Annotated in this window: 22 protein-coding genes and 2 pseudogenes; 6 read left to right on the top strand and 18 right to left on the bottom strand. The window is 57.4% G+C overall.

Features of this window, described 5'->3' with window-relative positions; all coding sequences use genetic code 11:
• The first annotated feature begins 4 nt into the window (after positions 1–4).
• Genes ribB through nusB form a run of 3 tightly spaced genes read left to right on the top strand, consistent with a single transcriptional unit; the run spans position 5 to position 2,077 of the window.
• The gene (gene ribB / locus H6973_03555; protein ID MCP5124731.1) at positions 5–1,108 is read left to right on the top strand and encodes a 3,4-dihydroxy-2-butanone-4-phosphate synthase; all 1,104 of its coding nucleotides are present in this window, start codon (positions 5–7) and stop codon (positions 1,106–1,108) included.
• A gap of 39 nt (positions 1,109–1,147) precedes the next feature.
• Positions 1,148–1,624 (top strand): 6,7-dimethyl-8-ribityllumazine synthase, encoded by a 477-nt coding sequence (gene ribE / locus H6973_03550; protein MCP5124730.1) that lies wholly within the window; start codon positions 1,148–1,150, stop codon positions 1,622–1,624.
• A gap of 27 nt (positions 1,625–1,651) precedes the next feature.
• Positions 1,652–2,077 (top strand): transcription antitermination factor NusB, encoded by a 426-nt coding sequence (nusB, locus tag H6973_03545; protein MCP5124729.1) that lies wholly within the window; start codon positions 1,652–1,654, stop codon positions 2,075–2,077.
• A 29-nt stretch (positions 2,078–2,106) separates the two neighbouring features.
• Here the strand turns inward: nusB and H6973_03540 are convergent, their stop codons facing one another.
• A complete protein-coding gene (locus tag H6973_03540) occupies positions 2,107–2,847 on the bottom strand; it encodes an alpha/beta fold hydrolase (protein MCP5124728.1) in 741 nt (246 codons plus the stop codon).
• A 139-nt stretch (positions 2,848–2,986) separates the two neighbouring features.
• Here H6973_03540 and H6973_03535 point away from each other — a divergent pair, with 139 nt between their 5' ends.
• Complete coding sequence (locus tag H6973_03535; protein ID MCP5124727.1) at positions 2,987–3,838, top strand: alpha/beta hydrolase; 852 nt, start codon at positions 2,987–2,989, stop codon at positions 3,836–3,838.
• A gap of 416 nt (positions 3,839–4,254) precedes the next feature.
• The gene (locus tag H6973_03530) at positions 4,255–4,890 is read left to right on the top strand and encodes a glutathione S-transferase family protein (GenBank protein ID MCP5124726.1); all 636 of its coding nucleotides are present in this window, start codon (positions 4,255–4,257) and stop codon (positions 4,888–4,890) included.
• A gap of 192 nt (positions 4,891–5,082) precedes the next feature.
• Here the strand turns inward: H6973_03530 and H6973_03525 are convergent.
• From H6973_03525 to rpsB, 17 genes and pseudogenes are all read right to left on the bottom strand, one after another.
• A pseudogene (locus H6973_03525) lies at positions 5,083–6,209 on the bottom strand (ISAs1 family transposase).
• Positions 6,210–6,344: 135 nt separating this feature from the next.
• A complete protein-coding gene (locus H6973_03520) occupies positions 6,345–6,671 on the bottom strand; it encodes a 1-pyrroline-5-carboxylate dehydrogenase (GenBank protein ID MCP5124725.1) in 327 nt (108 codons plus the stop codon).
• A gap of 409 nt (positions 6,672–7,080) precedes the next feature.
• Positions 7,081–8,046 (bottom strand): annotated as a pseudogene (locus tag H6973_03515) (IS5 family transposase).
• Positions 8,047–8,291: 245 nt separating this feature from the next.
• The gene (gene lpxB / locus H6973_03510) at positions 8,292–9,449 is read right to left on the bottom strand and encodes a lipid-A-disaccharide synthase (protein MCP5124724.1); all 1,158 of its coding nucleotides are present in this window, start codon (positions 9,447–9,449) and stop codon (positions 8,292–8,294) included.
• A gap of 173 nt (positions 9,450–9,622) precedes the next feature.
• Positions 9,623–10,396: an acyl-ACP--UDP-N-acetylglucosamine O-acyltransferase gene (lpxA, locus tag H6973_03505; GenBank protein MCP5124723.1), complete on the bottom strand. Its 774-nt coding sequence runs from the start codon at positions 10,394–10,396 to the stop codon at positions 9,623–9,625.
• Positions 10,393–10,833 carry a 3-hydroxyacyl-ACP dehydratase FabZ gene (gene fabZ, locus H6973_03500; GenBank protein ID MCP5124722.1) on the bottom strand — a complete coding sequence of 147 codons (441 nt, stop codon included), beginning with the start codon at positions 10,831–10,833 and terminating at the stop codon, positions 10,393–10,395. The genes lpxA and fabZ overlap by 4 nt, the downstream gene beginning before the upstream one ends.
• 21 nt (positions 10,834–10,854) lie before the next feature.
• Positions 10,855–11,889, bottom strand: coding sequence for a UDP-3-O-(3-hydroxymyristoyl)glucosamine N-acyltransferase (gene lpxD, locus H6973_03495; protein MCP5124721.1), 1,035 nt, complete (start codon positions 11,887–11,889; stop codon positions 10,855–10,857).
• Between the two features lie 7 nt (positions 11,890–11,896).
• Positions 11,897–12,541, bottom strand: a complete 645-nt coding sequence (locus H6973_03490) for an OmpH family outer membrane protein (GenBank protein MCP5124720.1) — start codon at positions 12,539–12,541, stop codon at positions 11,897–11,899.
• A complete protein-coding gene (gene bamA, locus H6973_03485) occupies positions 12,495–14,783 on the bottom strand; it encodes an outer membrane protein assembly factor BamA (protein ID MCP5124719.1) in 2,289 nt (762 codons plus the stop codon). Before bamA ends, H6973_03490 begins: the two co-directional genes overlap by 47 nt.
• A gap of 36 nt (positions 14,784–14,819) precedes the next feature.
• Positions 14,820–16,187, bottom strand: coding sequence for a sigma E protease regulator RseP (gene rseP / locus H6973_03480; protein ID MCP5124718.1), 1,368 nt, complete (start codon positions 16,185–16,187; stop codon positions 14,820–14,822).
• On the bottom strand, positions 16,187–17,389 hold the full coding sequence (locus H6973_03475) for a 1-deoxy-D-xylulose-5-phosphate reductoisomerase (GenBank protein MCP5124717.1): 1,203 nt from the start codon (positions 17,387–17,389) through the stop codon (positions 16,187–16,189). The genes rseP and H6973_03475 overlap by 1 nt, the downstream gene beginning before the upstream one ends.
• Positions 17,386–18,195: a phosphatidate cytidylyltransferase gene (locus H6973_03470; protein MCP5124716.1), complete on the bottom strand. Its 810-nt coding sequence runs from the start codon at positions 18,193–18,195 to the stop codon at positions 17,386–17,388. The genes H6973_03475 and H6973_03470 overlap by 4 nt, the downstream gene beginning before the upstream one ends.
• On the bottom strand, positions 18,188–18,952 hold the full coding sequence (gene uppS / locus H6973_03465; protein ID MCP5124715.1) for a di-trans,poly-cis-decaprenylcistransferase: 765 nt from the start codon (positions 18,950–18,952) through the stop codon (positions 18,188–18,190). The genes H6973_03470 and uppS overlap by 8 nt, the downstream gene beginning before the upstream one ends.
• 54 nt (positions 18,953–19,006) lie before the next feature.
• Positions 19,007–19,564 (bottom strand): ribosome recycling factor, encoded by a 558-nt coding sequence (frr, locus tag H6973_03460; protein MCP5124714.1) that lies wholly within the window; start codon positions 19,562–19,564, stop codon positions 19,007–19,009.
• A 5-nt stretch (positions 19,565–19,569) separates the two neighbouring features.
• Positions 19,570–20,295: a UMP kinase gene (pyrH, locus tag H6973_03455; protein ID MCP5124713.1), complete on the bottom strand. Its 726-nt coding sequence runs from the start codon at positions 20,293–20,295 to the stop codon at positions 19,570–19,572.
• Positions 20,296–20,441: 146 nt separating this feature from the next.
• Positions 20,442–21,320, bottom strand: a complete 879-nt coding sequence (locus H6973_03450; protein ID MCP5124712.1) for an elongation factor Ts — start codon at positions 21,318–21,320, stop codon at positions 20,442–20,444.
• Between the two features lie 111 nt (positions 21,321–21,431).
• Positions 21,432–22,190 (bottom strand): 30S ribosomal protein S2, encoded by a 759-nt coding sequence (gene rpsB, locus H6973_03445; GenBank protein MCP5124711.1) that lies wholly within the window; start codon positions 22,188–22,190, stop codon positions 21,432–21,434.
• Positions 22,191–22,449: 259 nt separating this feature from the next.
• Here rpsB and map point away from each other — a divergent pair, with 259 nt between their 5' ends.
• On the top strand, positions 22,450–23,280 hold the full coding sequence (map, locus tag H6973_03440) for a type I methionyl aminopeptidase (protein MCP5124710.1): 831 nt from the start codon (positions 22,450–22,452) through the stop codon (positions 23,278–23,280).
• Positions 23,281–23,302: the final 22 nt, after the last annotated feature.

Raw genomic sequence — 23,302 nt, 5'->3', positions numbered from 1 at the left:
ACACATGGCATTAAATCGCATTGACGACATTCTTACCGACCTGCGACAGGGTCACATGGTCATCATCATGGACGATGAAGACCGGGAAAATGAAGGCGATCTGCTAATGGCCGCTTCGCTGGTGCGCCCGGAAGATATCAACTTCATGGCCCGCTACGGGCGTGGCCTGATTTGTCTGACCTTGACTCGCGAACGCTGCCAACAACTGCGTCTGCCGCTCATGGTGCAGGATAATGCAACCCCCTATTCCACCAACTTCACGGTTTCGGTCGAAGCCGCTCAAGGCGTGACTACCGGCATCTCCGCCTACGACCGCGCCCATACCATCCGCACCGCGGTGCGGCCCGATGCCCGACCTGAAGACCTGGTGCAACCCGGTCATATCTTCCCATTAATGGCCCAACCTGGTGGAGTGCTGACGCGCGCTGGCCACACGGAGGCCGGCTGCGATCTGACCCGATTAGCCGGACTAGAGCCAGCAGCGGTCATTGTCGAAATCCTTAATGAAGACGGGAGCATGGCCCGACGCGCTGATCTGGAGCGCTTTGCTGAACAGCATGGCGTCAAAATCGGCACTATTGCCGATTTGATTCACTACCGGATGCAGAACGAAAAGACCGTTGAACGGGTCGCAGATACGGTAATGGCCACTGAATTCGGACTGTTCCGCGTATTGACTTACCAGGATGTCGTGGGTCGGCAGGTGCATTTCGCGCTGGTCAAGGGCGAGATTCAGGCTGGCGAACCGGTGCTGGTGCGGGTGCATGTCCAGCATTTGCTCAGCGACCTGTTGACTCTACAACTTCCCGACAGTGGTTGGCCCTTGCGCGATGCCCTGCAACGGGTGGCGAATGAATCAACCGGGATCCTGGTGCTGCTCAGTCGCCCGGAGGATCCTGCGACGCTGATTCGGCGGATGCGCGGTTATCAATTTGGCGCTGGCGAAACCTCTCGTGCGACTGATCCTTCGGCTGAATTGCGCACTTATGGCATTGGCGCGCAGATTCTGCTGGATATCGGCGTCCAGCGCATGCGCGTGCTGGGCGCGCCCAAACGTCTCAGCGGGCTGTCCGGTTTTAACCTGGAAGTCGTCGAATATGTTTCCTGACCTTGTTATTCCCCAATTTATTATCACGGAATCCTAGCTATGCAAGTCAACACTATAGAAGGCGACTTCACTCCACTTCAGGATGCCCGCTTAGCCCTAGTGGCGGCGCGCTTCAACAGCTTTATCGTGCAAAACCTGATTGACGGCGCGGTGGATGCCTTGCGCCGGCATGGGATGCCCGAGACCAATATCGACCTGATCTGGACGCCCGGATCGTTTGAACTGCCCCTGGCCGCCCAGCGCTTGGCCGCCAGCGAACGCTATGACGGTATTGTCGCGCTGGGCGCGATTATTCGCGGCGGCACTCCCCATTTCGAATACGTCGCCAGCGAGTGTGTGAAAGGATTGGCCGGCGTCTCGCTGAAGTACGATCTGCCGGTCGGTTTCGGCGTGTTGACCGTGGACACGATTGAACAGGCGGTGGAGCGCGCCGGAACCAAGGCGGGCAACAAGGGCGTTGAAGCCGCGATGGCGGTGCTGGAAATGGTCAGCCTGCTGCGCCGACTGGAAAGTTGAAAAGTGACCGAACCCCCTCGCAAAAATTTGCCCGGCAAACGCAGTTGGGCGCGGCGCTGCGCCGCGCAGGCATTGTATCAGTGGCAGATGACGGGTCAGGACCCGGCGATCATTGCCAGCGAGTTCCTGGCCGATCAGGATTTGCTCAAGGCCGATCCTGGTTATTTTCGAGAACTGGTGCATGAAACGCCTAAGTGCATGACCGAAATTGACGCTGCTTTGGAGCCGTTCCTGGATCGGCCACTAGTTCAGGTGGACCTGGTAGAACAAGCCATTCTGCGCATCGGTGGCTATGAGTTAATGCAACGTCCCGACATCGCCTATCGGATCATCATCAACGAAGCTGTGGAGTTGGCCAAGCTGTTTGGCGCGGAACAGGGCCATCGTTTCGTCAACGGGGTGCTTGACAAGCTGGCTCATGTAATCCGGCCGGTCGAATGCGCCCGTCGCTGATGATTTCCGACGAGCGGCATTGCGCGCGGTCATTCCCGCCGTTGCAAAAACCGGATGATCTCCAGCGCGAACGATTCTGCTCGCCAGGTACTGGTTGCAGTCACATGGGTTGCATACGGCATGATCCAGAGTCCACAGTTTGGAATGGCGCCGAACATTTCCAGAATCTGATCCAGCGGCGCTACTGGGTCACGATCGCCGACCACGATCAGCGTCGGTTGAGTGATGCGCTCCAGAATCTCCAGATCGTGGGCATGATCGCTGGTCGCCGGTTCCAGCGCTTCTGAAACCCGCAGGATGACGTCCTCCCAGGCATCCGGCCCGCCCTGGGGATGATGAACGTCGCTTAGCCATTTGTGCATCCCCACGCTGCGCCAGTACTCCGGGTCAGCCATATTGCGGGTTCCGGCATAGGTGACTTCATCCTTGCGGTAGCCGATCCGATACAATACCAGCCGTTTCACCCGCGCGGGGTAGTGAAGGGTCAGCCACAGCGCCACGGCTCCACCCATCGAGGAACCTGCCAAATTCGCCGCTGGCAACGTCAATTCATCCATCAGTTCTAATACAGCACGGCCCATGTCGCTGACGGTAAGCCGGTCGGCGATCATGGGAGTGCGGCCATGTCCCAAATGATCAGGGACAATCACCCGGAAATGACGCGCTAGCAGGGAAAGTTGCGGTTGCCATTCCGCGCCGCTCATGCCGCCGCTGTGCAATAGAATCAATGGTTCGCCCTGACCGCTTTCGGTGTAATGCAGGATCGCCATGCGCTTATATGCTCCCTATGAGGTGAATGGCGGTTATTATAGCCATCCAGTTTGGCTTTCCCGATAATTCGGTCATTTAGATGCCTTATTTCCCACCCCAATCCTCCCCTTAGGCGGGAGAGAGAGGAGCACGTTTTCGATGAGCATGACTTCCCGCTATTATCGCGCTCTCGGTCCCCACGGCTTTCATCGGGTCCACTACACCGAATGGGGCGATCCCGACAATCCCAAAGTCCTGGTCTGTGTCCACGGGTTGACCCGCACCGGTCGTGATTTCGATTTTCTGGCCGCCACGCTGGAACAGGAATATCGAGTGCTTTGCCCGGACGTCGTCGGACGAGGTCAAAGCGACTGGCTGACCGACAAAGCGGACTATACCTATCCGCTTTACGTGAACGACATGGCTATGCTGCTGGCGCGCATTGACGCCGAGCGGGTGGATTTTGTCGGTACATCGATGGGGGGCCTCATCGGCCTGTTCCTGGCCAGTCATACCGGGACTCCGATCCACAAGCTGGTTATCAATGATATTGGTCCGCGCATTCCCGCTGCGGGACTGGAGCGGGTTGCGGATTATGTCGGCCAGATTATCGTCTTTGAAAGCATTGATAAAATGGAGCGCTTCCTGCGCACGATCGCCGCCGCATTCGGCAATTTAACGGATGAGCAATGGCGGCATATGACGGTGCATAGCGCCCGGCAACTGGAGGATGGTCGCTATACGCTCGCTTACGATCCGGGCATCGCCGTGAATTTCAAGACGCTAGACTTGAAGGATATTGACCTGTGGCCATTGTGGGACGCTGTACCCTGCCCAACCCTGGTGCTGCGCGGCGAATATTCCGACATACTGGATCATGCTGACGCGGTCGCCATGACCGAACGCGGCCCCAAGGCGAAATTGATCGAGTTTCCCGGTATGGGCCATGCCCCGGCGCTGATGGCCGACGATCAAATCGCCGTAGTGCGCGACTGGCTGCTGGCGGATTGACTCCGTTCTTAACGCCCCAAGGTTGCAGGAAATCTATCAAAATGCGCTGTGACCTTGTTTTGGAACAAGCTGATAGATGGTGAGGACTTAATGCTTACCACCTATCAGTTCCTCATCGCGGACAGATCGATAGCTTGCAGCTCGTAACTCGTAGCCCTGGATTCCGCTTCGCTTCATCCGGGCTACAACATCTACAACGGCCTGTGATGCAGAACTGATAGGTGGTAAGCTTCAATCACCTCGGTCGTTACGCGATGCATGAAGTAGTTTAATATGGAGTTTTTCCAATCATTGAGAAACAGAGCGCGTTGTCCTGCATTACGCCGGGTCCACCCCGCACATCGTGATTTTCCCAGGCGTGACCTAACCTGGACGCCTATAGTGATAAACACCCTGCTCTTTTGCGGAGAAACGAAATGTTGCACGTCTATGGTTGCCCGAATACGCGCTCCCAACGCGTGGTCTGGGCATTGGAGGAAGTCGGCGCGACTTACGAATATCACCCGGTCAACTTGTTGGCCGGTGATGGTCGCCAACCGGATTACCTGGCGCTTAATCCCGGCGGCAAGGTGCCGACGCTGGTCGATGGCGAGTTGATTCTGAACGAATCGGCGGCGATTTGCACCTATCTTGGCGACCGCTTCTCCACCAGCGGTCTGACGCCACCCCCCGGTTCCGTGGAGCGCGCGCTGTATAATCAGTGGTGCTTTTTCATCCTGAGCGAACTAGAACAACCGTTGTGGACGATCACTAAACATCGCTTCGCCTTACCGGAAAAGCGGCGCGTCCCGGCGATTTTCGATACGGCGCACTGGGAATGGGGCGTGGCCGCACGTGTGTTGGCGACCGGCTTAGGCGAGCGGACGTTTCTGGTCGGAGAGCGCTTCACGGTAGCCGATCTTCTCGCCGCGCACACATTAGCCTGGGCGCGCGCGTTTGCAATGCCGTTCGGTCATGCGACGCTGGAGACCTACGCGGATCGGTTGTTGGAGCGCTCGGCTAGGGCACAGGCGATCCAACGAGAACAGGGCGTTGTCCCACCGATTGCGTGACAGGGGCATTGCAATAGCGCGATCACCTTCCCTACTGGTGCCGGGGAATCCGAACCACCCTCCGGCAACGTTGGGGATTCGCTTTGTTTAAGTTAAGGGTTCATATCCAGCAGAAGACCTGCTGCTCGGCGCCTCGTGGTGGGCAAATTCGCCGCAAGGTCGCAGCGCCGATGGTGACCCAGGGCAATCGCGCTATGTGGTAATCGGACTGGGCTGGCCGAAGAGGAGACGTAACCGGTAATCATCATTGAGGGTGGCCCGGAGTTTACGGCGGCGGATGCTGTCGCGCGGCGGGCCGTTGTGGCGCAACACGTTGCGAGCCATGCGACGAATCACGGCCAAATTCGCCGCCGAGTGATTCTTTCGAGTCCGGCAGGCATCTTCGCCAAATTGCACGTCCAAGACCCAGTGCTGTTGGTTTTCGATCCCCCAATGGCCGCGGACGGTGGCGGCAAACCGGTCGCGATCCGCCAGCGAGCACAGGAAATAGCGACATTCGGTACGCGTGTGGTTGCCGATGAGCCGGATGGACTCCACCCGGCCGACCGCGTGGAGTCCCACCCAATCCGGTTTCGCTTCCAGCCAGTCGATCTGGCTGCTCAGGGCATAGCGGCGAATCTCGATCCGGCCGTGGTCTTTTTCCACCGTTTCCAGCACGGGCAGGCGCGCGCACGCCACTTCGGTATCCAGCCAGAGCTGGACGTCCTCGCAGACGGTTGGATGGTTGTCCTTGAGCGCCAGTACGTAGTCGGCGCCCCCTCCACAATCTGACGGGCGATCGTCTTTTGGCCACCTATGGCGTCGAGCGACACCACCGCCCCCTGGAGGTCAAGCAACTCCAGCAGGTTTGGGATCGCCGTGATCTCGTTGGACTTCTCCGCCACCGCCTGCTGCGCCAACACCCAACGGGCCTGCCCGGCAAACGCACCGACGAGATGCACCGCCGGGTTTTCACCGTCCCGGCTCCCGCGCACCGTCTTGCCATCCACACCAATCTGTTGGCCGACCCAATGAGGTAACGCGGCCGTCGCCCAAGCGGTAAAGACCGTCTGGAACGCGACCGGGTCCATCCGCCCCAGCACGTCGCTCAAGGTGTCGTGCGAGGAAATCCCATTGGGTCACTCCAAAAACCCCCGCAACCAGGCTTCCTTCTCTTCGGCAAAGTCCGCCATCCCCACCCAGTCTTCCACACCACTGAGTACCGCACAGAGCACCATCATCAGAATATCATGGAGTTTATGGAGCTTGTTCCGGGTCTTGCGGCGCGGATCAGGTAGGCCGGCGAAATAGGGGCGCGGGTCGAGTCATCGGGGCAATATCAGTCCTCTCCATCCAATAACCAGGTTCCGTTATCCCAGCCCTCCATCTCCTGTCAACTCCCTGCATAGCGCGATTGCCCTGGATGGTGACCCTGAAGGACGACCAAATTTCTCACAGTACGTCATAATACCCGATCAGACCCGCTTGACGGCGGCTATGGCCTCACGATCCATCAGCGCCGGCCCCACCCAGACCACTGTCTTTCTGGCGCCGGCCCCCGCTGCTAATTCCTTGAAAACACGCTCCTCGACCTCGCTGAGTCCTTGTTCGGTCTTTTCCAGAGGGTGCATTACAATGCACGGCTTGATCAACCACCACGCTCGCTGCTTTAACCTACGCAGACCCTTTGCTAGCGTGGCCTCGGCAACCGTGAATTGGCCTACCAGTAACCGTGCAGTGGTAAAAGGCTGAACAGGGATTTCCGTCACGGTCTTTCCGGTCGATAGATGCTTCAGTTCCATGCGGTTCGCATAAACCTTCACGTAAACCGTATGATTTAACCACTGGCTGAACATTGCTCACTCGCTGAATGATCGGTGTTGTCCATTAGTCTTGCCGATTGTGATCCCCATATTCTTGGTGAATCCAGTTTGAATGGAACTGTCTAATCAGTGTAGAAGACTGATCCAGATGATGCCTCGTTTGGAGGAGTACTGCCATGAACGCTGAGTGGATGTTTGATGCACGTAAAATCCCTGATGAAGTGATGAATGATCTACGTCGGATTGCCGTCCGTGCGATCGATGAAAAGCACTATAGCCCAGAGTGAGTGGCTGATTTATTCGGTATCGATCGAACGAGCATTGATGACTGGCTCGGCGTTGGTGCATAAATAAACTGAGGGCGATATTTTCCCCTCTCTCTGTTTTTTCAAGACAGAATAGCCCTGCAGGGGACGGAAACGGGCATGCCGAGGTAGGTCATGACATTCAAGGCGGCCACTCGGACATGCACCTCCGTGACCTGGGTTTCGAAAAGGCGGGAGGCCAGACGCTCACCGAACCGTTGTTTAAAGCGGTCGATGCCATGTTCGGCGAGACTGCGGCGATGATAGCCGACGGCTTGTTTCCAGGCGGGCAGCCCCTGCCCGGCGATGGTGGCCACTGCTTGAGTGCGGGGATGATCCGCCTCCCACGGCACGGCATTCTCTCGGGGCGGCACCGCCACCGTCGCCTCGCGTTTCATAGCCGCGTCGTACACGCCGCGGGTGTCGTAAGCGCCATCCCCATCCACTTGCGCAATGTCCCTCTCAATTTGATCGAGCAATCCCTGGAACACTTCACCGTCCGTCCAGGCCTCCGTGGTCACCTCGACGGCCAGGGCATCTTTGACCTCCGCATCAAAGGCCAAATGCACCTTACGCCACGTCCGCCGCTTCCCCGCCCCATGCCGGCGTACCTTCCACTCCCCTTCGCCGTCGATCTTCAACCCGGTCGAATCCACCACCACATGCATCGGTTTGGCCCGCTGGCGGCGCGGAATCTGGACCGTCAGGGTCTGGGCCCGGCGCGACAGCAGGGTGTGGTCGGGAATGGACAACGTCAATCCCATCAACGAGACGATCGAACCCGCCAGCCCTTCCACCATGCGGTAGGGCACATCGAACACCGCCTTCAGGGTCAACAGCGCTTGAATGGCGCTATCGGAATACTAGAACGGTGCACCCCGTCGGCCCGTCGGCGCGGGCCGCCAGTGCTCGCGCAAAAATTCCTCGTCAAACCCGATCGTCAAACGGCCCCGTCGCACCAAGGCGCGATCATACTCGGGCCAGTTCGTAACTCGATACTGGACTTTTTGAGGGGCCGTTTGTGCCGCTGGAATCGCTTCGGCGGTCATGACAGCTTCTCCAGTCGGGGGGCTTAACTACTTTGACAGTCCAAAAGGTATTTATGCACCAACGCCTGTTCATGGCAGTACTCCTCCAAACGAGGCATCATCTGGATCAGTCTTCTACACTGATTAGACAGTTCCATTCAAACTGGATTCACCAAGAATATGGGGATCACAATCGGCAAGACTATACCATGACAGGATTTAGCGACATTACGACTGACGAGATAGGTCCTGCTTCTTTCCATCCTCTAATCCCTAATCCCCAATAAGTCAGCGATAGCATTTGCCGCTTGTTCGGTGGCGTTGTGACGCAGGCAGATATGCAGCGCTTCGAATTCCCTGGTCAGATCTTCAACTCTGGAAGAATCCGCCAGCCACTCCAGCAGCGCAGCGCCCAAGCGTGGCGTGGTTGCCGCTTCCTGGAAAAATTCCGGGACCCTTTCCCGCCCAGCCAGCAGATTGGGCAGGGCGAAATGTCGAATCGTCACCAGTCGCCGGGCGATCCAGGCCGTGAGCGGCGCCACCCGGTAAGCTACCACCATAGGCCGCTTGAGCAGCATGGCCTCCAGAGTCGCGGTGCCTGAAGCCAGCAACACGACATCGGCAGCGGCCATGACCTCGCGGGAATGCCCCTGCATCAGCGTCAAGGGCAAATCCGGCGCATGTTCGGATCGCAATTTTTCCAGCGTCACATACAGTTGGGGAGTCGCTGCCGGCATCAGAAAATGCACATCAGGCTGCTGCGCGTGCAACCAGCGCGCGGTATCGAGAAACAGTGCCCCCATACGCCCGATTTCACCACGGCGACTGCCAGGCAGCAAGGCAATGACGCGCCTTCCATCCAGGAACGATAAACCTAGTTGCCGCCGAGCCTCCCCAGCATCGTTGTGCAGAGGAATCGCATCGGCCAGCGGATGTCCCACATAGCGCACTGGGACACCGTGGCGCGCGTAGAATGCTTCTTCGAAAGGGAACAGCGTCAGCATTAGATCCACGGCGCAGGCGACCTTGCGCACTCGCCAAGGGCGCCACGCCCACACCGTCGGGCTGACATAATGTGCGGTGCAAATACCACAAGCGCGCAGCTGGCGCTCCAGACCCAGGTTGAAATCCGGCGCATCAATGCCGATAAAGACATCGGGGCGGGCAGTTGTCAGTTGCTGGCGCAGTTGCCGCCGGATGCGAAACAGTTCCGGCAAATGGCGCAGCACTTCCACCAGCCCCATCACCGCTAGTTGCTCAAGGGGAACCAAACTTTGTAAACCCTGGGCGATCATGCCCGGTCCACCAATCCCAGTGAACCGCGCCTGGGGATAGCGCGCCTTCAAGGCGGCGATGAGACTGGCGCCCAGCAGATCGCCGGAAGGCTCACCTGCAACCAGAGCGATGTGCATAACCAACGTAATACCGTTTCTCGATAGGTTTTGAACCCTGGATTCCCCCCTTTAGCAAAGGGGGGTGAGGGGGGATTTGAACACCGTGGATTGACGCTGCCTGTCGAAATCTTCCCCGACCCCCCTTTTTCAAAGGGGGGAGACTCTGCGGCAATGTCATTGAACATAATGGGAATGGGTATAAGTTAGCGGACGATGCCATTACGGGATGGCGCAGCCAGGAAATCGGCCAGAATTTGCAGACGCGGAAAATCCACCGTCATCTCTCTCACCTTCTCCACGGCTTCTTCCAGCCGTAAATTGGCGCGGTAAATCACCTTGTAAGCGCGACGAACGGCCTGAATTTCCTCATCAGCGAAACCACGTCGACGCAACCCTTCGGCGTTGATGCCATAGGGTTCAGCGCGGTAACCGGCCACCGTAACGTAGGGAGGCACATCCCGATGCACCCCACAGGCGAAGCCGCAAAAACTGTGCGCACCAAGCCGGGTGAATTGATAAACCAGGGCGAATCCCCCCAACGCCACATCGTCCTCAATATGAACATGACCGGCCAACGACGCTCCATTAGCAAAGATCGTTCGATTGCCGACCACACAATCATGAGCAACGTGGACATAAGCCATGATCCAGTTGTCATCGCCCAGCCGGGTGACGCCAGCATCCTGCACCGTACCGCGATTGATGGTCACGAACTCACGGATGGTGTTGCGGTCGCCAATCTCCAGACGGGTCGGTTCACCGCCATATTTTTTGTCCTGGGGCATCTCGCCGAGCGAGGCAAACTGGTAGATACGATTATCGTGGCCAATACGAGTTGGTCCTTGAATGACCACATGTGGGCCAATCCAGGTGCCCCTGTCAATCTCCACATTCGGTCCGATCACCGAAAACGGGCCGACGGTCACGTCCGGCGCGAGTTGGGCCGATGGGTCTACCACGGCGCGCGCATCGATCACAGGTCAATGTCCCGTTTGGCGCACAAGAATTCGGCAGTTGCTACGAGTTGGTCATCGACCTTCGCTTCGCCGAAAAACTTACCGACGCCGCGCTTGATGCGATCCAATCGTACTTCCACGATCAGTTGATCGCCCGGCTCTACCGGTCGCTTGAAGCGCGCATTATCAACTCCAACCAGGTAGTACATGGAATGATGGTCCGGTTTTTCTTCCTGACTCTTGAAAGCCAGAATTCCGGTGGCCTGCGCCAGCGCCTCCAGAATCAGCACGCCGGGCATGATGGGCCGTTGAGGAAAGTGTCCGAGAAAAAACGGTTCGTTAAAACTGACGTTTTTGAGACCAGTTAGCGATCGCCCAGGATCAATCGCCAGCACCCGATCGATCAACAGAAACGGATAGCGATGTGGCAAGTATTCCAAAATCCCCTGAATATCCATCGATTCCAAAGTCTTATCCCCTCAAACAGAGCCATCTTGGCGCTTGATTGTTTTTTCCAGAGCGGTTAACCGGCGGAACAGTTCATCCAGTCGACGCAAACGGGCGCTGATCCTGTTCCATAGCCGGTTCGGTTCAACCGCCAGTCCTGAGGAATAAACGCCGGATTGCGTGATGGACTGGGCCACCAATGACATCCCTGTTACCTGGACTCGATCGGCAATAGTTAAATGACCGGCAACGCCCACGCCTCCTCCCAACATGCAATGCCGACCAATGCGCGCGCTGCCTGCAATGCCAACACAACCGGCCAACGCGCTATGGGCCCCAATATGGACGTTGTGAGCGATCTGAATCTGATTATCCAGCTTGACTCCGTCCTCGATCACCGTGTCTTCCAAAGCGCCGCGGTCAATGGTGGTGTTAGCGCCGATCTCGACATCGTCGCCGATCCGGACACTGCCGAGTTGCGGCACTCTGAGCCAACGGCCATCCTGCTCAAGAGCCAGCCCAAAACCATCGCTACCGATCACTGCGCCTGGATGTACTAACACCCGGCGTCCCAACCGCACCCGATGACAGACCGTCACCCGCGCCATCAGGCGACTTGCCGCCCCGATCAGCGCTTGTTCGCCAATCACACAGTGGGGTCCCACACTAACGCCCGTTTCGATGGTAGCGCCCGCTTCTACCACGCAGTGCGGACCAATCCAGACGTTTTTGGCAATTCGCGCCCTAGAATCAACCCAGGCGGTGGAATGAACGCCCGTCTGCGGTTCAGCTACCGGTTCGAACAGCGCAGCCGCCCGTGCGTAGGCGATATGCGGGTTATCGGCGATTAGCGCCGGCGCCGGACAAGCCGCAGCATCCCTCGGCGACACAATAACCGCCGCCGCACGAGTGGCTGGAAGATAATGTCGGTAGCGGGAATGAATCAAAAAACTGAGCTGCCCGGTTTCCGCACTGTCCAATGACGCTACGCCAGTGATGACCGTCGCTGTATCCCCGCCCCGCAGGCGCGCGCCGGATACAACGGCAATCTCGCCGAGCGTGGTCATCGAAAAATTACCTGCTGGAAGTCAGTCGCTTGAGCACCTTGTCGGTCACATCAACTTGCGAACTGGCATACAGCGTCGCACCGTCGTTGATGACCAGATCAAAGCCTTCTTCCCTGGCGAGATTGTTGATCACATCCAGCACCTGCTTCTGGAACTTGCCCAGCTCTTCATTACGACGCAGGTTGAAGTCTTCCCGGAGTTCTGCATTGGTCCGGTTGAGTTCCCGCGCCTGACTGCGAATATCGCTTTCCAGATTACGACGCTGGCTTTCGCTCATCACCGCTCCGTCTTTCGCCAATTTTTCCTCCAGTCGGCGCAACGACTTTTGCGCCTCGACTAGACCTTTTTGCCGTGGAGCGAATTCCTGCTCCAATCGCTTGCTGGCCGCCTCGGCTTGCGGCGCGCTATTCAGGATCTTGGCAATACTGACAAAACCGATCTTCAGATCAGCCGCCTGCGCCAACGAGAGCGGCAACGCCAATGCCGCTGCGATTAAAAAACGCTGCTTGAGCTTCACTCGATACCTGCCTTCAAGAAAGTGAACGAAGATGCGTAAGAAAATAAAGTCTAGCAAAAGCCGCCATGATTCGGTTGCTCCTCCACTATCAATTGAACGGTACGCCGAAAGAGAACTGGAACGCCTCGGTTTCATCCTCGGGTTTATCGTTAAGCGGCGCGGCCACACTCAACACGATTGGCCCCAGCGGCGATAGCCACAGACCGGAAATACCTACGGAGTAACGCAACTCGCCAGCATCGAAATCGCTGGTGGTGGCGAACACATTACCCGCATCGAAGAAGGCGGCAACCCGCACGTTTTCCGATTTCTCCATGAACGGCACAGGCAGGATGAGCTGGGTGCTGGCAGTGGTCTTGAACGCGCCGCCGCTAGGCTCATTATTGCTATAACGCGGTCCCAGGGTATTTGTCTTGTAACCGCGCACCGAGCGCAGACCGCCCGCATAGAAATTTTCAAAAAACGGCAGGCCGTCGGTATCGCCGTAACCATCGCCATAGCCAATCTCACCCCCGAGCGTCCAGGTCATCCAGCGCGCCAACGGGTAGTAGAACACCCCGCGATAGCTCAGCTTGTAATATTCCACATCGCTGCCAGGAACAGCGAACTCGGTGGTAATTTGATTCAGCGCGCCACTGGTCGGGAAAACGGTGCGATTGCGGCTATCGCGCGCCCAACTGGCGTCCAGTTTGAAGGTGTTAAAGGTATCGCCGTTACGGTTGATGTAGTCAATAATTTCAACCGGCGTACTCGTTGTCGTATCGATTTGCACATGATCATAACCGGGGAGGATCAGCAAGGTGTCAAATTCATTCAGGGGAAAACCGAAACTAACCTGGCCGCCATAATTGTTCAATACATAATCAGCCGTATTAACCTGTGCGGCGTCAATGTTCTGATAGTAAACCCGGAACCCGCGACTGACTCCATCGATGGTGTAATAGGGATTGTTGTAAGCCAGGCTGTAGTTGGCGCCGATATCGCTGTTGTTCAACACCAGGCTCATTTGATTGCCAGTACCGAGAAAGTTGTTCTGGGTCACGCTCGCATTCAGCAAGAGGCCCGACTCCTGACCATAACCGATGCCAAATAACAGGCTGCCTGAGGGCCGCTCGACCAGCGTATAGTTCACATCAACCTGATCGTTCGTTCCCGGCGCCGCTGCTGTGTCAACATTAACGCTCTCCAGATAATCCAGGCGCTGAAGACGGGTTTTGGAACGGTCGAGATCCTTAGTGGAATACCAGGCGCCTTCCGCTTGCCGCATTTCCCGGCGCAATACTTCATCCTGAGTCTTGGCGTTGCCCTGGAAGTTGATACGCCGCACATAAACCCGTCGGCCTGGATCGACCAGGAAGGTCAAATCCACTGTCCGGTTTTCGTCGTTGACCTGGGGTATGGTGTTGACGTTAGCGAAAGCATAACCCTCATTGCCCAGCCGTTCGCCCACTTTTTTGGTGATCTCGGCAATCTTGGCCCGAGAGAAGGTTTCGCCGGATTCAATCTCAATCAGCTTGCGCAACTCTGCTTCGGGCACGACTCCGAAATTACCGGTCAATTGAACACCCTGGACCGTGTAGGGTTCGCCCTCGGTAATGTTAATCGTGATATAAACGTCTTTCTTGTCCGGAGTGATCGAGACTTGGGTGGAATCCACATTGAATTTGAGATAACCGCGATCCAGATAGAAAGAGCGCAGCGCTTCGATATCCGCCGCCAGCTTTTGCTTGGCGTATTGATCATCCTTGGTGAAGAAAGAGAACCAACCCGTGGTGGATGACTGCATAAGTCCCAGCAGTTCTTTCTCGGTGAATGCCTTATTGCCAACGATATTGATCTGACTAATGCTGGCCACGGCGCCTTCGGAAATAATCAGCTTGATAGCAACCCGGTTACGCTCCAGCGGACGCACCTGGCTGTCGATCTTCACAGCGTAGCGGCCTCGGCTGTAGTACTGCTGCAACAGTTCCTGCTCCACTTTGTCGAGTAAGGAGCGGTCAAACACGCGGCCCTCCGCCAGCCCGACCGAGGTTAAAGCCTTTTTCAAATCATCCGTACTGATGTCCTTGTTGCCTTCAATCTCGACTTCGGCAATGGCGGGCCGTTCGATAACTTTAATAATCAACACATTACCGCTTCTTTCCAATTGCACATCGGTAAAAAAGCCCGTCTTGAACAGCGCACGGATAATGTCTGGATAATCCTGCTCGGAAATGGACGAGCCGACCTTCGCCGGCAGATAGTTGAACACTGTCCCCGCCGAAATGCGTTGCAACCCCTCAACCTGGATGTCCTTTATGACAAATTCGCTGGCATGCGCCACAGATGCCGCAACCCACAAGCCAAGCGCCAAAATTAGATGATGGTAGGATTTCATAAGCGAGTCGTGATCTCCGGCCTGAATTGGCGGCTCCTATCCCAGAAGACGATTAAAATCATTGAACAACGCGAGTCCCATCAGCATCAGCAACAGGACCATGCCCACCTGCTGTCCAACATGCTGGATCGCCTCGGACAACGGACTGCCTTTGACGATTTCAATCAGGTAATACAACAGATGTCCACCGTCCAGCACCGGCACCGGCAGCAGATTCAAAACCCCCAGGCTGATGCTGACCAGGGCCAGTAACGACAGGAACGCGATCCACCCGGCGCTGGCGGCCTGGCCAGCGAATTGGGCTATGGTCAGCGGGCCGCTCAGATTATCCAGCGAAGCCTTGCCAATGAGCATTCGGCCCAGCATGCGCAAGGTCAGCAATGACATGTCCCAGGTTTTACCGATGGCGGCTCCGACCGCGTCCAATGGCCCATAACGCACCACGACTCGCAAATCTTCAGCCAGATCAGGCGGTATTTGCGCGACCGCGCCGATAAAACCCGTTCGCTCGCCCTGGGGATTTTCTCGGGTATCGGGAATCAGTTCCAGCGCTTGCTCAAATCCGTCGCGTTCAATACGCACATTCAGCGACTGGCCGGGGTGGCGTTCGATAATAGCGCGCCATTGCTGCCAGTCAGTGACAGATTCTCCATCGGCCACGAGGATGCGGTCGCCGGATTGCAATCCTGCCCGGCTTGCAGCGCCGTCCGGCAACACCTGGCCGATCACCGCCGGCAGCACCGGCTGCCAGGGCGTCAAGCCCATCCGTTCAAATACTCGCACTTCTTCATCCGATTCCGGGGCATAGCGCGTGTCCAGCGTGCGGATGCGCGTTCGACCATCAATATCCCTGACCTCAACCTGGACCTGCTCTTCCGCCATGGTGCGATCCACCAGCGCCAGCATGACCGCGCCCAGCGCCGGGGTAGGCTCATTGTCAACAGCAATGATCAGATCGCCTTTGCGGAATCCGCCCGCTTCAGCCAGCGATCCGGCTACGGGCGCATCCATCACAGGTTTGACTCCAGGAACGCCGATGACGAACATACCCGCGTAAGCGAGGATGGCGAATACAAAGTTAAAAAACGGTCCCGCTAGTACAATGGCAATGCGCGAACCCACCGGTTGCCGGTTAAACGCCCGGTGCAACTGATCAGCAGGCACATCGCCCTCGCGTTCGTCAAGCATTTTTACATAACCGCCCAACGGCAGCGCAGCGATCACGTATTCCACATCATCCTGGCCACGTCGCCGCCACAGCGGTTTGCCAAAGCCAACCGAAAACCGCAGCACCTTGACGCCCAGCCGACGCGCGACCCAGAAATGCCCGAATTCATGCACCGTGATCAACACTCCCAGAGTGACGATCAGGGCCAGTAATGAAATCAGTGGACTGCTGCTCATCATGAAAGACCTCTGCCATGCGCGGCGACCCATTCGCCGGCCACGGTTCGGGCCTGGACATCGTCATCGAGGATGACCGCCAGTGACGCAATAGCGCGTCTGTTCACCCGCTCCAGAGTGTATTGGACAACAGTATGGATGTCAGTGTAGCGAATCCGTCGATCGAGAAAGGCTTGCACGGCAATTTCGTCAGCTGCATTAAGAATGACCGGGGCCGTGCCGCCCGCGGCCAGCGCGGCAAAAGCCAGTTCCAGGCAGGGGAAGCGCGAGAAGTCCGGGGTCGTAAACTCCAGGGGAGCCATTTGGGCAAAATCCAGGAATGTTGCCCCTGACGCCAATCGTCGCGGCCAAGCCAGGGCATGGGCAATGGGAGTGCGCATATCCGGATTGCCCAGTTGAGCCAGCACCGAGCCATCCCGGTATTCCACCATGGAATGAATCACGCTTTGCGGGTGAACCACCACTTCAATCCGTTCCGGCGGCGCGCCAAACAGCCAATGCGCTTCGATGACTTCCAGACCCTTGTTCATCATGGTGGCCGAATCGACGGAAATTTTCCGACCCATGCTCCAGTTTGGATGCGCGCAAGCTTGTTCTGGAGTCGCTTTCGGTAGTTGTTCGAGGGGGGTGAGGCGAAACGGTCCGCCCGAACCAGTTAGAAGAATGCGCCGTACTCCGACAGCGTCAAGTCCTTCCGTAGCAAAGGTTGGAGGAAGACACTGAAACACTGCATTATGTTCACTGTCGATGGGCAATAATTCCGCACCCCGCTCGCGCACCGCCGCCATGAACAGCGGCCCGGCCATGACCAGCGCCTCCTTGTTGGCCAGCAGCACTCGCTTGCCGGCCCGCGCCGCCGCCAGGGTCGGCAACAAGCCGACGGCCCCGACAATCGCCGCCATGACGGCCCCAACTCCCGGCAAAGCCGCCACCCGCTCCAATCCTTCCACACCCGCCAGCACCTCGACCCTGCGCCCTGTCGTCTGTAACCGGTCACGTAACTGCTCCGCAGCGTCGGCGTCCGCCATCACCGCATACTCGGGTTCATGGGTCAGGCATTGTTGAAACAGACCTTCGACATCACGATGCGCGGTCAATGCGACCACCCGGAAACGCTCGGGGTGACGCTGTAGCACATTCAGCGTACTGACGCCGATGGAGCCAGTGGAACCGAGAATGGCGATGCCGATCGGCCCACTCATCCCCATACTCCATGGAGGCCCAGCAGAAAGACCGGCGCAGCCGCAGTCAGACTATCCACTCGGTCGAGAACACCGCCGTGCCCCGGTAGAAGCGATCCGCTATCCTTCACCCCGCACTGGCGTTTGAGCATACTCTCGAACAAGTCCCCAGCAATGGAAAAACCCACGGTAATCAAACATATCATCACGAACGCCGGCCAGCGCGCCCCAACATCCAGTAACGCTGCGCCGGCCAGCGCCAGCACCAACGTCGCCATCACGGCGCCGCCAACTCCTTCCCAGGTTTTGCCCGGACTGATTGCCGGTGCCAGCTTGCGCTGCCCCCAGCGGCGGCCCGCGAAATAGGCGCCGACATCCGCCGCCCAGACCAGCAGGAACAGAAACAGCACATAGCTCGGTCCAAATTCGCCGCGCAATTCCATGAATGCCGCCCATGGCGCGACCAGCACGATCACGCCAGCGATCCCTATCGCCAATGACCGATCCTGATGATCAGGGCGTTGAGCATAGTAGCGCAGCCACAGCAGCGCGCCGCACCAACTCAGGACCACCACGCTCAGCAGACCACTCATAAGCGCCGTGTGGTCGAGCAGCGGCCAGATCGCCAGAATGAGCAGCAGCACTCCGCCCACATACAGTCCTCGATCACGCGGCGCCGCCAAACCCACCAGCCTCGTCCATTCCCAGGCGCCGGGCAAAATAATCGTCAACAGCGCCAAGCCAAATCCTGTTGCAGGCAATTTCAACACGGCCCAAATGACCAGGAGCGCCAAAATGCTTGCCGTGATAACGCGCTGCTTAAGCATGGCTACCCCACGCGACTTGTTCGCTGGTCTGGCCGAACCGCCGCAGGCGATTGGCAAAGGCGGCGCAAGCGGCGTCCAGGTCACCCGCGTCATAGTCCGGCCACAGTCGTTCGCTGAAATACAGCTCGGTATAAGCCAGTTGCCAGAGCAGAAAATTGCTGATGCGCTGCTCTCCACCGGTGCGAATGAACAAATCCGGCTCCGGCAGATCAGCCAGGCAGGTATAGCGGTGATAGATCTCCATGGTTAAATCATTGGGCGATAATCGACCCGCGGCAACGTCCTCAGCAACCCGCCGCGCAGCCTGGAGGATATCCCAGCGGCCACCGTAATTAGCGGCAATCACCAGCGTTAGGCCGGTGTTCCGCATCGTGCGCTTCTCCGCTTTGGCGATATAGTCCTGCAGGGTCGGGGAAAAGGCGCTATGGTCGCCGATGAATCGCAACCGGACATTAGCGACGTCCAATCGCCGAATCTCACTGCGCAAGGTGGTTAAGAACAGGTTCATCAGGATTTCGACTTCCCGGCGCGGCCGACGCCAGTTCTCACTGCTGAACGCGAAGAGTGTTAATACAGGAATATCGCGTTCAACACAGGCCTCGACCACGCGCCGCACGGCCTTGGCCCCCTCGCGGTGCCCAACCGTGCGTGGTAGGGAACGCTGCTGCGCCCAACGGCCGTTGCCATCCATGACAATCGCCACATGACGAGGCCGCCAGCCGCCAGCTACAGGCGCTGTCTGGCCATCATCCGACATGCCGTTGATTTCTCATATAAATTCACGCCAGGGTAGAAAATCCAGATGATCTCCTCAAATTTCCATTAATTCAGCTTCCTTGGCAGCGAGAATCTTGTCCACCTCCTGAATATGCCGGTCGGTCAACTTCTGCGTTTCATCCTGAGCCTGTCGTTCAGCATCTTCAGTAATTTTTTTGTCCTTGAGCAGCGCCTTGAACTGATTGTTGGCATCCCGACGGATGTTACGGATCGCGACCTTGGCGCTTTCCCCTTCCTGTCGAACCACTTTCACCAAATCCCGGCGGCGCTCCTCGGTCAGCGCCGGCAAAGGCACCCGGATCGCTGTGCCGGCGGTGACGGGATTTAGACCCAGATCGGATTTCATGATCGCTTTCTCAATCGGGCCGACCATGTTCTTTTCCCAAGGCGTTACCAGCAGAGTGCGAGCGTCGGCGACGCCAACGGACGCCACTTGATTGAGCGGCGTCTCATTGCCATAGTAGCTGACTGTAATATGGTCTAACAGACTAGCATGGGCGCGCCCGGTGCGCAGCTTGGTTAAGTCGTGCTTGAGCGTATCTACGCTCTTGGCCATGCGGGCCGTTGCGTCTTTCTTGATGTCGTCGATCATGGTCGTCATTCCCGCACCACAGTGGTGCCTACCTTCTCGCCACACACGATCCTGACCAGATCGCCGGGGTGATTGATGTTAAAAACCATCAGCGGCAGGTCATGTTCACGGCACATGACAATAGCCGTAGCGTCCATAACTTGCAGTTTACGCGCCAGAGCCTCATCGTAGGTCAAGCGGTCATAGCGCACGGCGTGCGGGTCTTTGAAAGGATCCGCGGAATAAATGCCGTCGACCTTGGTCGCCTTGAGCATGACGTCGGCATTAATCTCAATAGCTCGCAGGCTGGCGGCGGAATCGGTAGTGAAAAAGGGGTTGCCGGTGCCCGCAGCGAAGATCACGACCCGCCCCTTCTCCAGATGGCGAATAGCGCGGCGGCGGATATAGTCCTCGCAGACCTGATTAATACGGATGGCCGACATGACGCGAGTGAAAACACCCAGTCGCTCCAGCGTATCCTGCATTGCCAACGAATTCATGACCGTAGCCAACATTCCCATGTGATCAGCAGTCACCCGGTCCATGCCCGCCTGCGCCAATCCTGCGCCGCGAAACAGGTTGCCGCCGCCAATCACCATGCCGACTTCCACGCCTAATTGACGCAGATCGCGTACTTCACTGGCCATGCGGGCAATCACTTCAGTATCGATACCGTAATCGTCCTTGCCCATGAGCGCTTCGCCGCTGAGCTTGAGAAGAATCCGCTTAAATACCGGTCTGGAATTCAGCATGGGGAATCGCGTAACCTGCGCTGTCATGAAAGGTGAAGGAATTGTACCGGAATCACGGCCCTAGCGTCATGGCATGACAGGGGTTTCCGGTATCTGCGCAAATGCCAACGGGTTCGGGACCCGTTCTAGGTCTTCGGGAGTTCATCCTAGTCGCCGCGCGCCGCCGCCATCACCTCAGCGGCGAAGTCGCCGGATTTTTTCTCGATGCCCTCGCCCAGTTCAAAGCGCTCGAAACGGATAACTCGGGCTTTGTGAGATTTCAGCAGCTTGTCAACGCTTTGTTCGGTGTCCTTGACGAACGGTTGACCCAGTAAGGTCACTTCCTCCAGGTATTTGCGCAGGCGTCCTTCCACCATCTTGTCGATGATATTGGCCGGTTTGCCGCTGGCCGCCGCCTGAGCGGCAAAGATGTCCTTTTCCCTGGCGAGCAGTTCTGCCGGCACCTGGTCAGCGCTGATGCACAGCGGCCGGCTGGCGGCAACATGCATGGCAATGTCCTTGGCCAAGTCCGAATCGCCGCCTTCCAACTCGACTAGAACGCCAATACGCACGCCATGCAGGTAACTGCCTAATACGCCACCGCTTGTCGCCAAGCGGGCGAAACGGCGGACGTTAATGTTCTCGCCAATTTTGGCGATGCACTCGCGCCGGTTCTGCTCAACGCTTTGGCCATTCGCCATGTTCGCCGCCAGCAAGGCGTCCAGATCCGCCCATTCGCCTTGCAGCGCCACTTCGGCCACGGCATCGGCGAATGCGCGAAAATCTTCGTTTTTCGTCACAAAGTCAGTTTCGCAATTGATCTCGACCATGGCGGTTGCGCCGTTGGCCTGTTTGACCACGATCAAACCTTCAGCAGCGATCCGGCTGGCCTTCTTATCCGCCTTGGCCTGCCCGGCCTTGCGCATCGATTCAACCGCCGCTTCGATGTCGCCACCGGTTTCCTGCAAGGCCCTCTTGCACTCCATCATCCCCGAACCCGTACGTTCGCGCAGTTCCTTGACCAGCGCCGCGGTGATTTCCGCCATGCTTGTTTACCTCTGCAAAACAGTTCTGTACTGAACCAAGTCAAAATTGATCAAAAAGGCTCGGGGGCGTCGAACCCGCGAGCCTCCTGGTAAAACCGTCATCCCGGGATTTCAGACGCCTTCATTGACCGGTAGCGTTTCCTCGGGAATTTCAACAAATTCCTCTTCGGGGCCACGTCCGGTCGCCAGCACCGCGCGACCTTCCAACACCGCTTCGGCCACGCCGCCGAGGTAAAGCTGGATGGCGCGGATGGCGTCGTCATTACCAGGAACTACATAGTTCACGCCATCTGGCGAGTTATTGGTGTCCACCACACCGATTACGGGAATCCCCAGCTTATTGGCCTCCTGGACCGCGATACGCTCATGCCCCACGTCAACGACGAACAAAGCATCCGGAAGACTGGTCATATCCTTGATGCCGCCGAGACTACGCTCCAACTTGTCCATGTCCCGGCGCAGACCGATGACTTCTTTTTTGGCCAGACGGTCGAAGGTGCCATCCTGGGCCATCAGTTCCAGATCCTTGAGTCGCTTGATGGACTGCCGGACCGTCTTGAAATTGGTGAGCATCCCACCGAGCCAGCGGTGGTTAACAAACGGCATCCCGCAACGGATCGCCGCCTCGGCGGTCGTTTCGCGGGCCGAGCGTTTGGTGCCCACCAACAGAACCTTGCCGCCCTTGGACGCCAGTCGACCGATGAAATTCAGCGAATCGAGGTACAGCGGCAGGGTTTTTTCCAGGTTGATAATATGAATTTTGCTGCGCGCCCCGAAGATATACGGGGCCATTTTGGGATTCCAGTAACGGGTCTGGTGGCCGAAATGCACGCCGGCCTCCAGCATCTGGCGCATCGAAACAGTCGCCATTGCCGAGGGTTCTCCTTCAAAAAAGATTCAGGGTTAAGCCTCCATTCGCCCCAAGCGGCAACCCCATGAGGGCACCCGGCCGCTCGTGCCGGCGAATGTGAGAAGTATTTAAAGACTATTTGCCTAAAAGGCGCGCGCTTTATAACATGGATCGTTCAGGAAAACCAAATGAACCGCTGTCTGCGAAGAACTGTCCCAATTTTTTGAAGAGTTAGGGGTCGTCCTCAACAGTGACCGTCTACCAACCTTGAAATTATCCATGCGCCCCCAAAACCGTAGCCGACAGACTGAAAATATGTTCCAGAAACCTCCCAAGCAACCGATCGCCATCACCTACAAAACCCCAGCGGAAATTGAGAAAATGCGCATAGCGGGTCAGCTAGCCGCCGAAGTGCTGGATATGATCGGTCCTTATGTGCAGGAAGGCGTTACCACTGAGGAATTGGATCGGATTTGCCATGACTACATGGTGAATGTGCAGAAGGTGATTCCCGCGCCCTTGAACTACCGAGGCTTTCCAAAATCCATTTGCACCTCGGTCAATCACGTCGTCTGCCACGGCATTCCCGGACCGAAAAAACTCAGGAAGGGCGACGTCGTCAACATTGACATCACTGTAATCAAGGACAGCTACCATGGCGACACCAGCCGCATGTTTGCCGTCGGGACGCCGCCCATCGCTGCGCAACGGGTTTGCCGGATCGCTCATGACTGTCTGCGCATTGGCATTGAAACGGTGCGACCAGGCCTCCGCCTTGGCGATGTAGGCCACGCTATCCAGAAATACGCCGAGGCGCAGCGCTGCTCGGTCGTGCGGGAATACTGTGGCCACGGCATTGGCCGGGACTTTCATGAGGATCCTCAAGTGTTGCATTACGGCAATCCCGGCGAGGGGGTTTCCCTGATTCCCGGTATGACCTTCACCATTGAACCCATGATCAACGCCGGCAAGCGCCATGTGAAGTTGCTGCCGGATGGCTGGACCGTAGTGACCAAGGATCACAGCGTGTCCGCCCAGTGGGAACACACGGTGCTGGTCACTGAAACCGGCTACGAAATTCTCACGCTGAGTCCCGGCGCAACGCTTTAACGTCGCACTCCACCTGGAGAAC

Source organism: Gammaproteobacteria bacterium (assembly GCA_024235095.1).
Lineage (GTDB): Bacteria > Pseudomonadota > Gammaproteobacteria > Competibacterales > Competibacteraceae > UBA2383.
This window is presented reverse-complemented; position numbering and strand designations above follow the sequence as displayed.

Excerpts from the sequence above, each read along its gene's own strand:
- lpxD (MCP5124721.1), bottom strand. The coding sequence starts at position 11,889 with ATGACCACGCTCGGCGAGATTGCCGTTGTATCCGGCGCGCGCCTGCGG.
- H6973_03475 (MCP5124717.1), bottom strand. The coding sequence starts at position 17,389 with ATGAGTGGGCCGATCGGCATCGCCATTCTCGGTTCCACTGGCTCCATC.
- ribE (MCP5124730.1), top strand. The coding sequence starts at position 1,148 with ATGCAAGTCAACACTATAGAAGGCGACTTCACTCCACTTCAGGATGCC.
- H6973_03450 (MCP5124712.1), bottom strand. The coding sequence starts at position 21,320 with ATGGCGGAAATCACCGCGGCGCTGGTCAAGGAACTGCGCGAACGTACG.
- rseP (MCP5124718.1), bottom strand. The coding sequence starts at position 16,187 with ATGAGCAGCAGTCCACTGATTTCATTACTGGCCCTGATCGTCACTCTG.
- bamA (MCP5124719.1), bottom strand. The coding sequence starts at position 14,783 with ATGAAATCCTACCATCATCTAATTTTGGCGCTTGGCTTGTGGGTTGCG.
- H6973_03490 (MCP5124720.1), bottom strand. The coding sequence starts at position 12,541 with ATGAAACCGAGGCGTTCCAGTTCTCTTTCGGCGTACCGTTCAATTGAT.
- H6973_03540 (MCP5124728.1), bottom strand. The coding sequence starts at position 2,847 with ATGGCGATCCTGCATTACACCGAAAGCGGTCAGGGCGAACCATTGATT.
- frr (MCP5124714.1), bottom strand. The coding sequence starts at position 19,564 with ATGATCGACGACATCAAGAAAGACGCAACGGCCCGCATGGCCAAGAGC.
- uppS (MCP5124715.1), bottom strand. The coding sequence starts at position 18,952 with ATGTCGGATGATGGCCAGACAGCGCCTGTAGCTGGCGGCTGGCGGCCT.
- H6973_03535 (MCP5124727.1), top strand. The coding sequence starts at position 2,987 with ATGAGCATGACTTCCCGCTATTATCGCGCTCTCGGTCCCCACGGCTTT.
- pyrH (MCP5124713.1), bottom strand. The coding sequence starts at position 20,295 with ATGCTGAATTCCAGACCGGTATTTAAGCGGATTCTTCTCAAGCTCAGC.
- H6973_03520 (MCP5124725.1), bottom strand. The coding sequence starts at position 6,671 with ATGGAACTGAAGCATCTATCGACCGGAAAGACCGTGACGGAAATCCCT.
- ribB (MCP5124731.1), top strand. The coding sequence starts at position 5 with ATGGCATTAAATCGCATTGACGACATTCTTACCGACCTGCGACAGGGT.
- H6973_03470 (MCP5124716.1), bottom strand. The coding sequence starts at position 18,195 with ATGCTTAAGCAGCGCGTTATCACGGCAAGCATTTTGGCGCTCCTGGTC.
- map (MCP5124710.1), top strand. The coding sequence starts at position 22,450 with ATGCGCCCCCAAAACCGTAGCCGACAGACTGAAAATATGTTCCAGAAA.
- H6973_03530 (MCP5124726.1), top strand. The coding sequence starts at position 4,255 with ATGTTGCACGTCTATGGTTGCCCGAATACGCGCTCCCAACGCGTGGTC.
- fabZ (MCP5124722.1), bottom strand. The coding sequence starts at position 10,833 with ATGGATATTCAGGGGATTTTGGAATACTTGCCACATCGCTATCCGTTT.
- rpsB (MCP5124711.1), bottom strand. The coding sequence starts at position 22,190 with ATGGCGACTGTTTCGATGCGCCAGATGCTGGAGGCCGGCGTGCATTTC.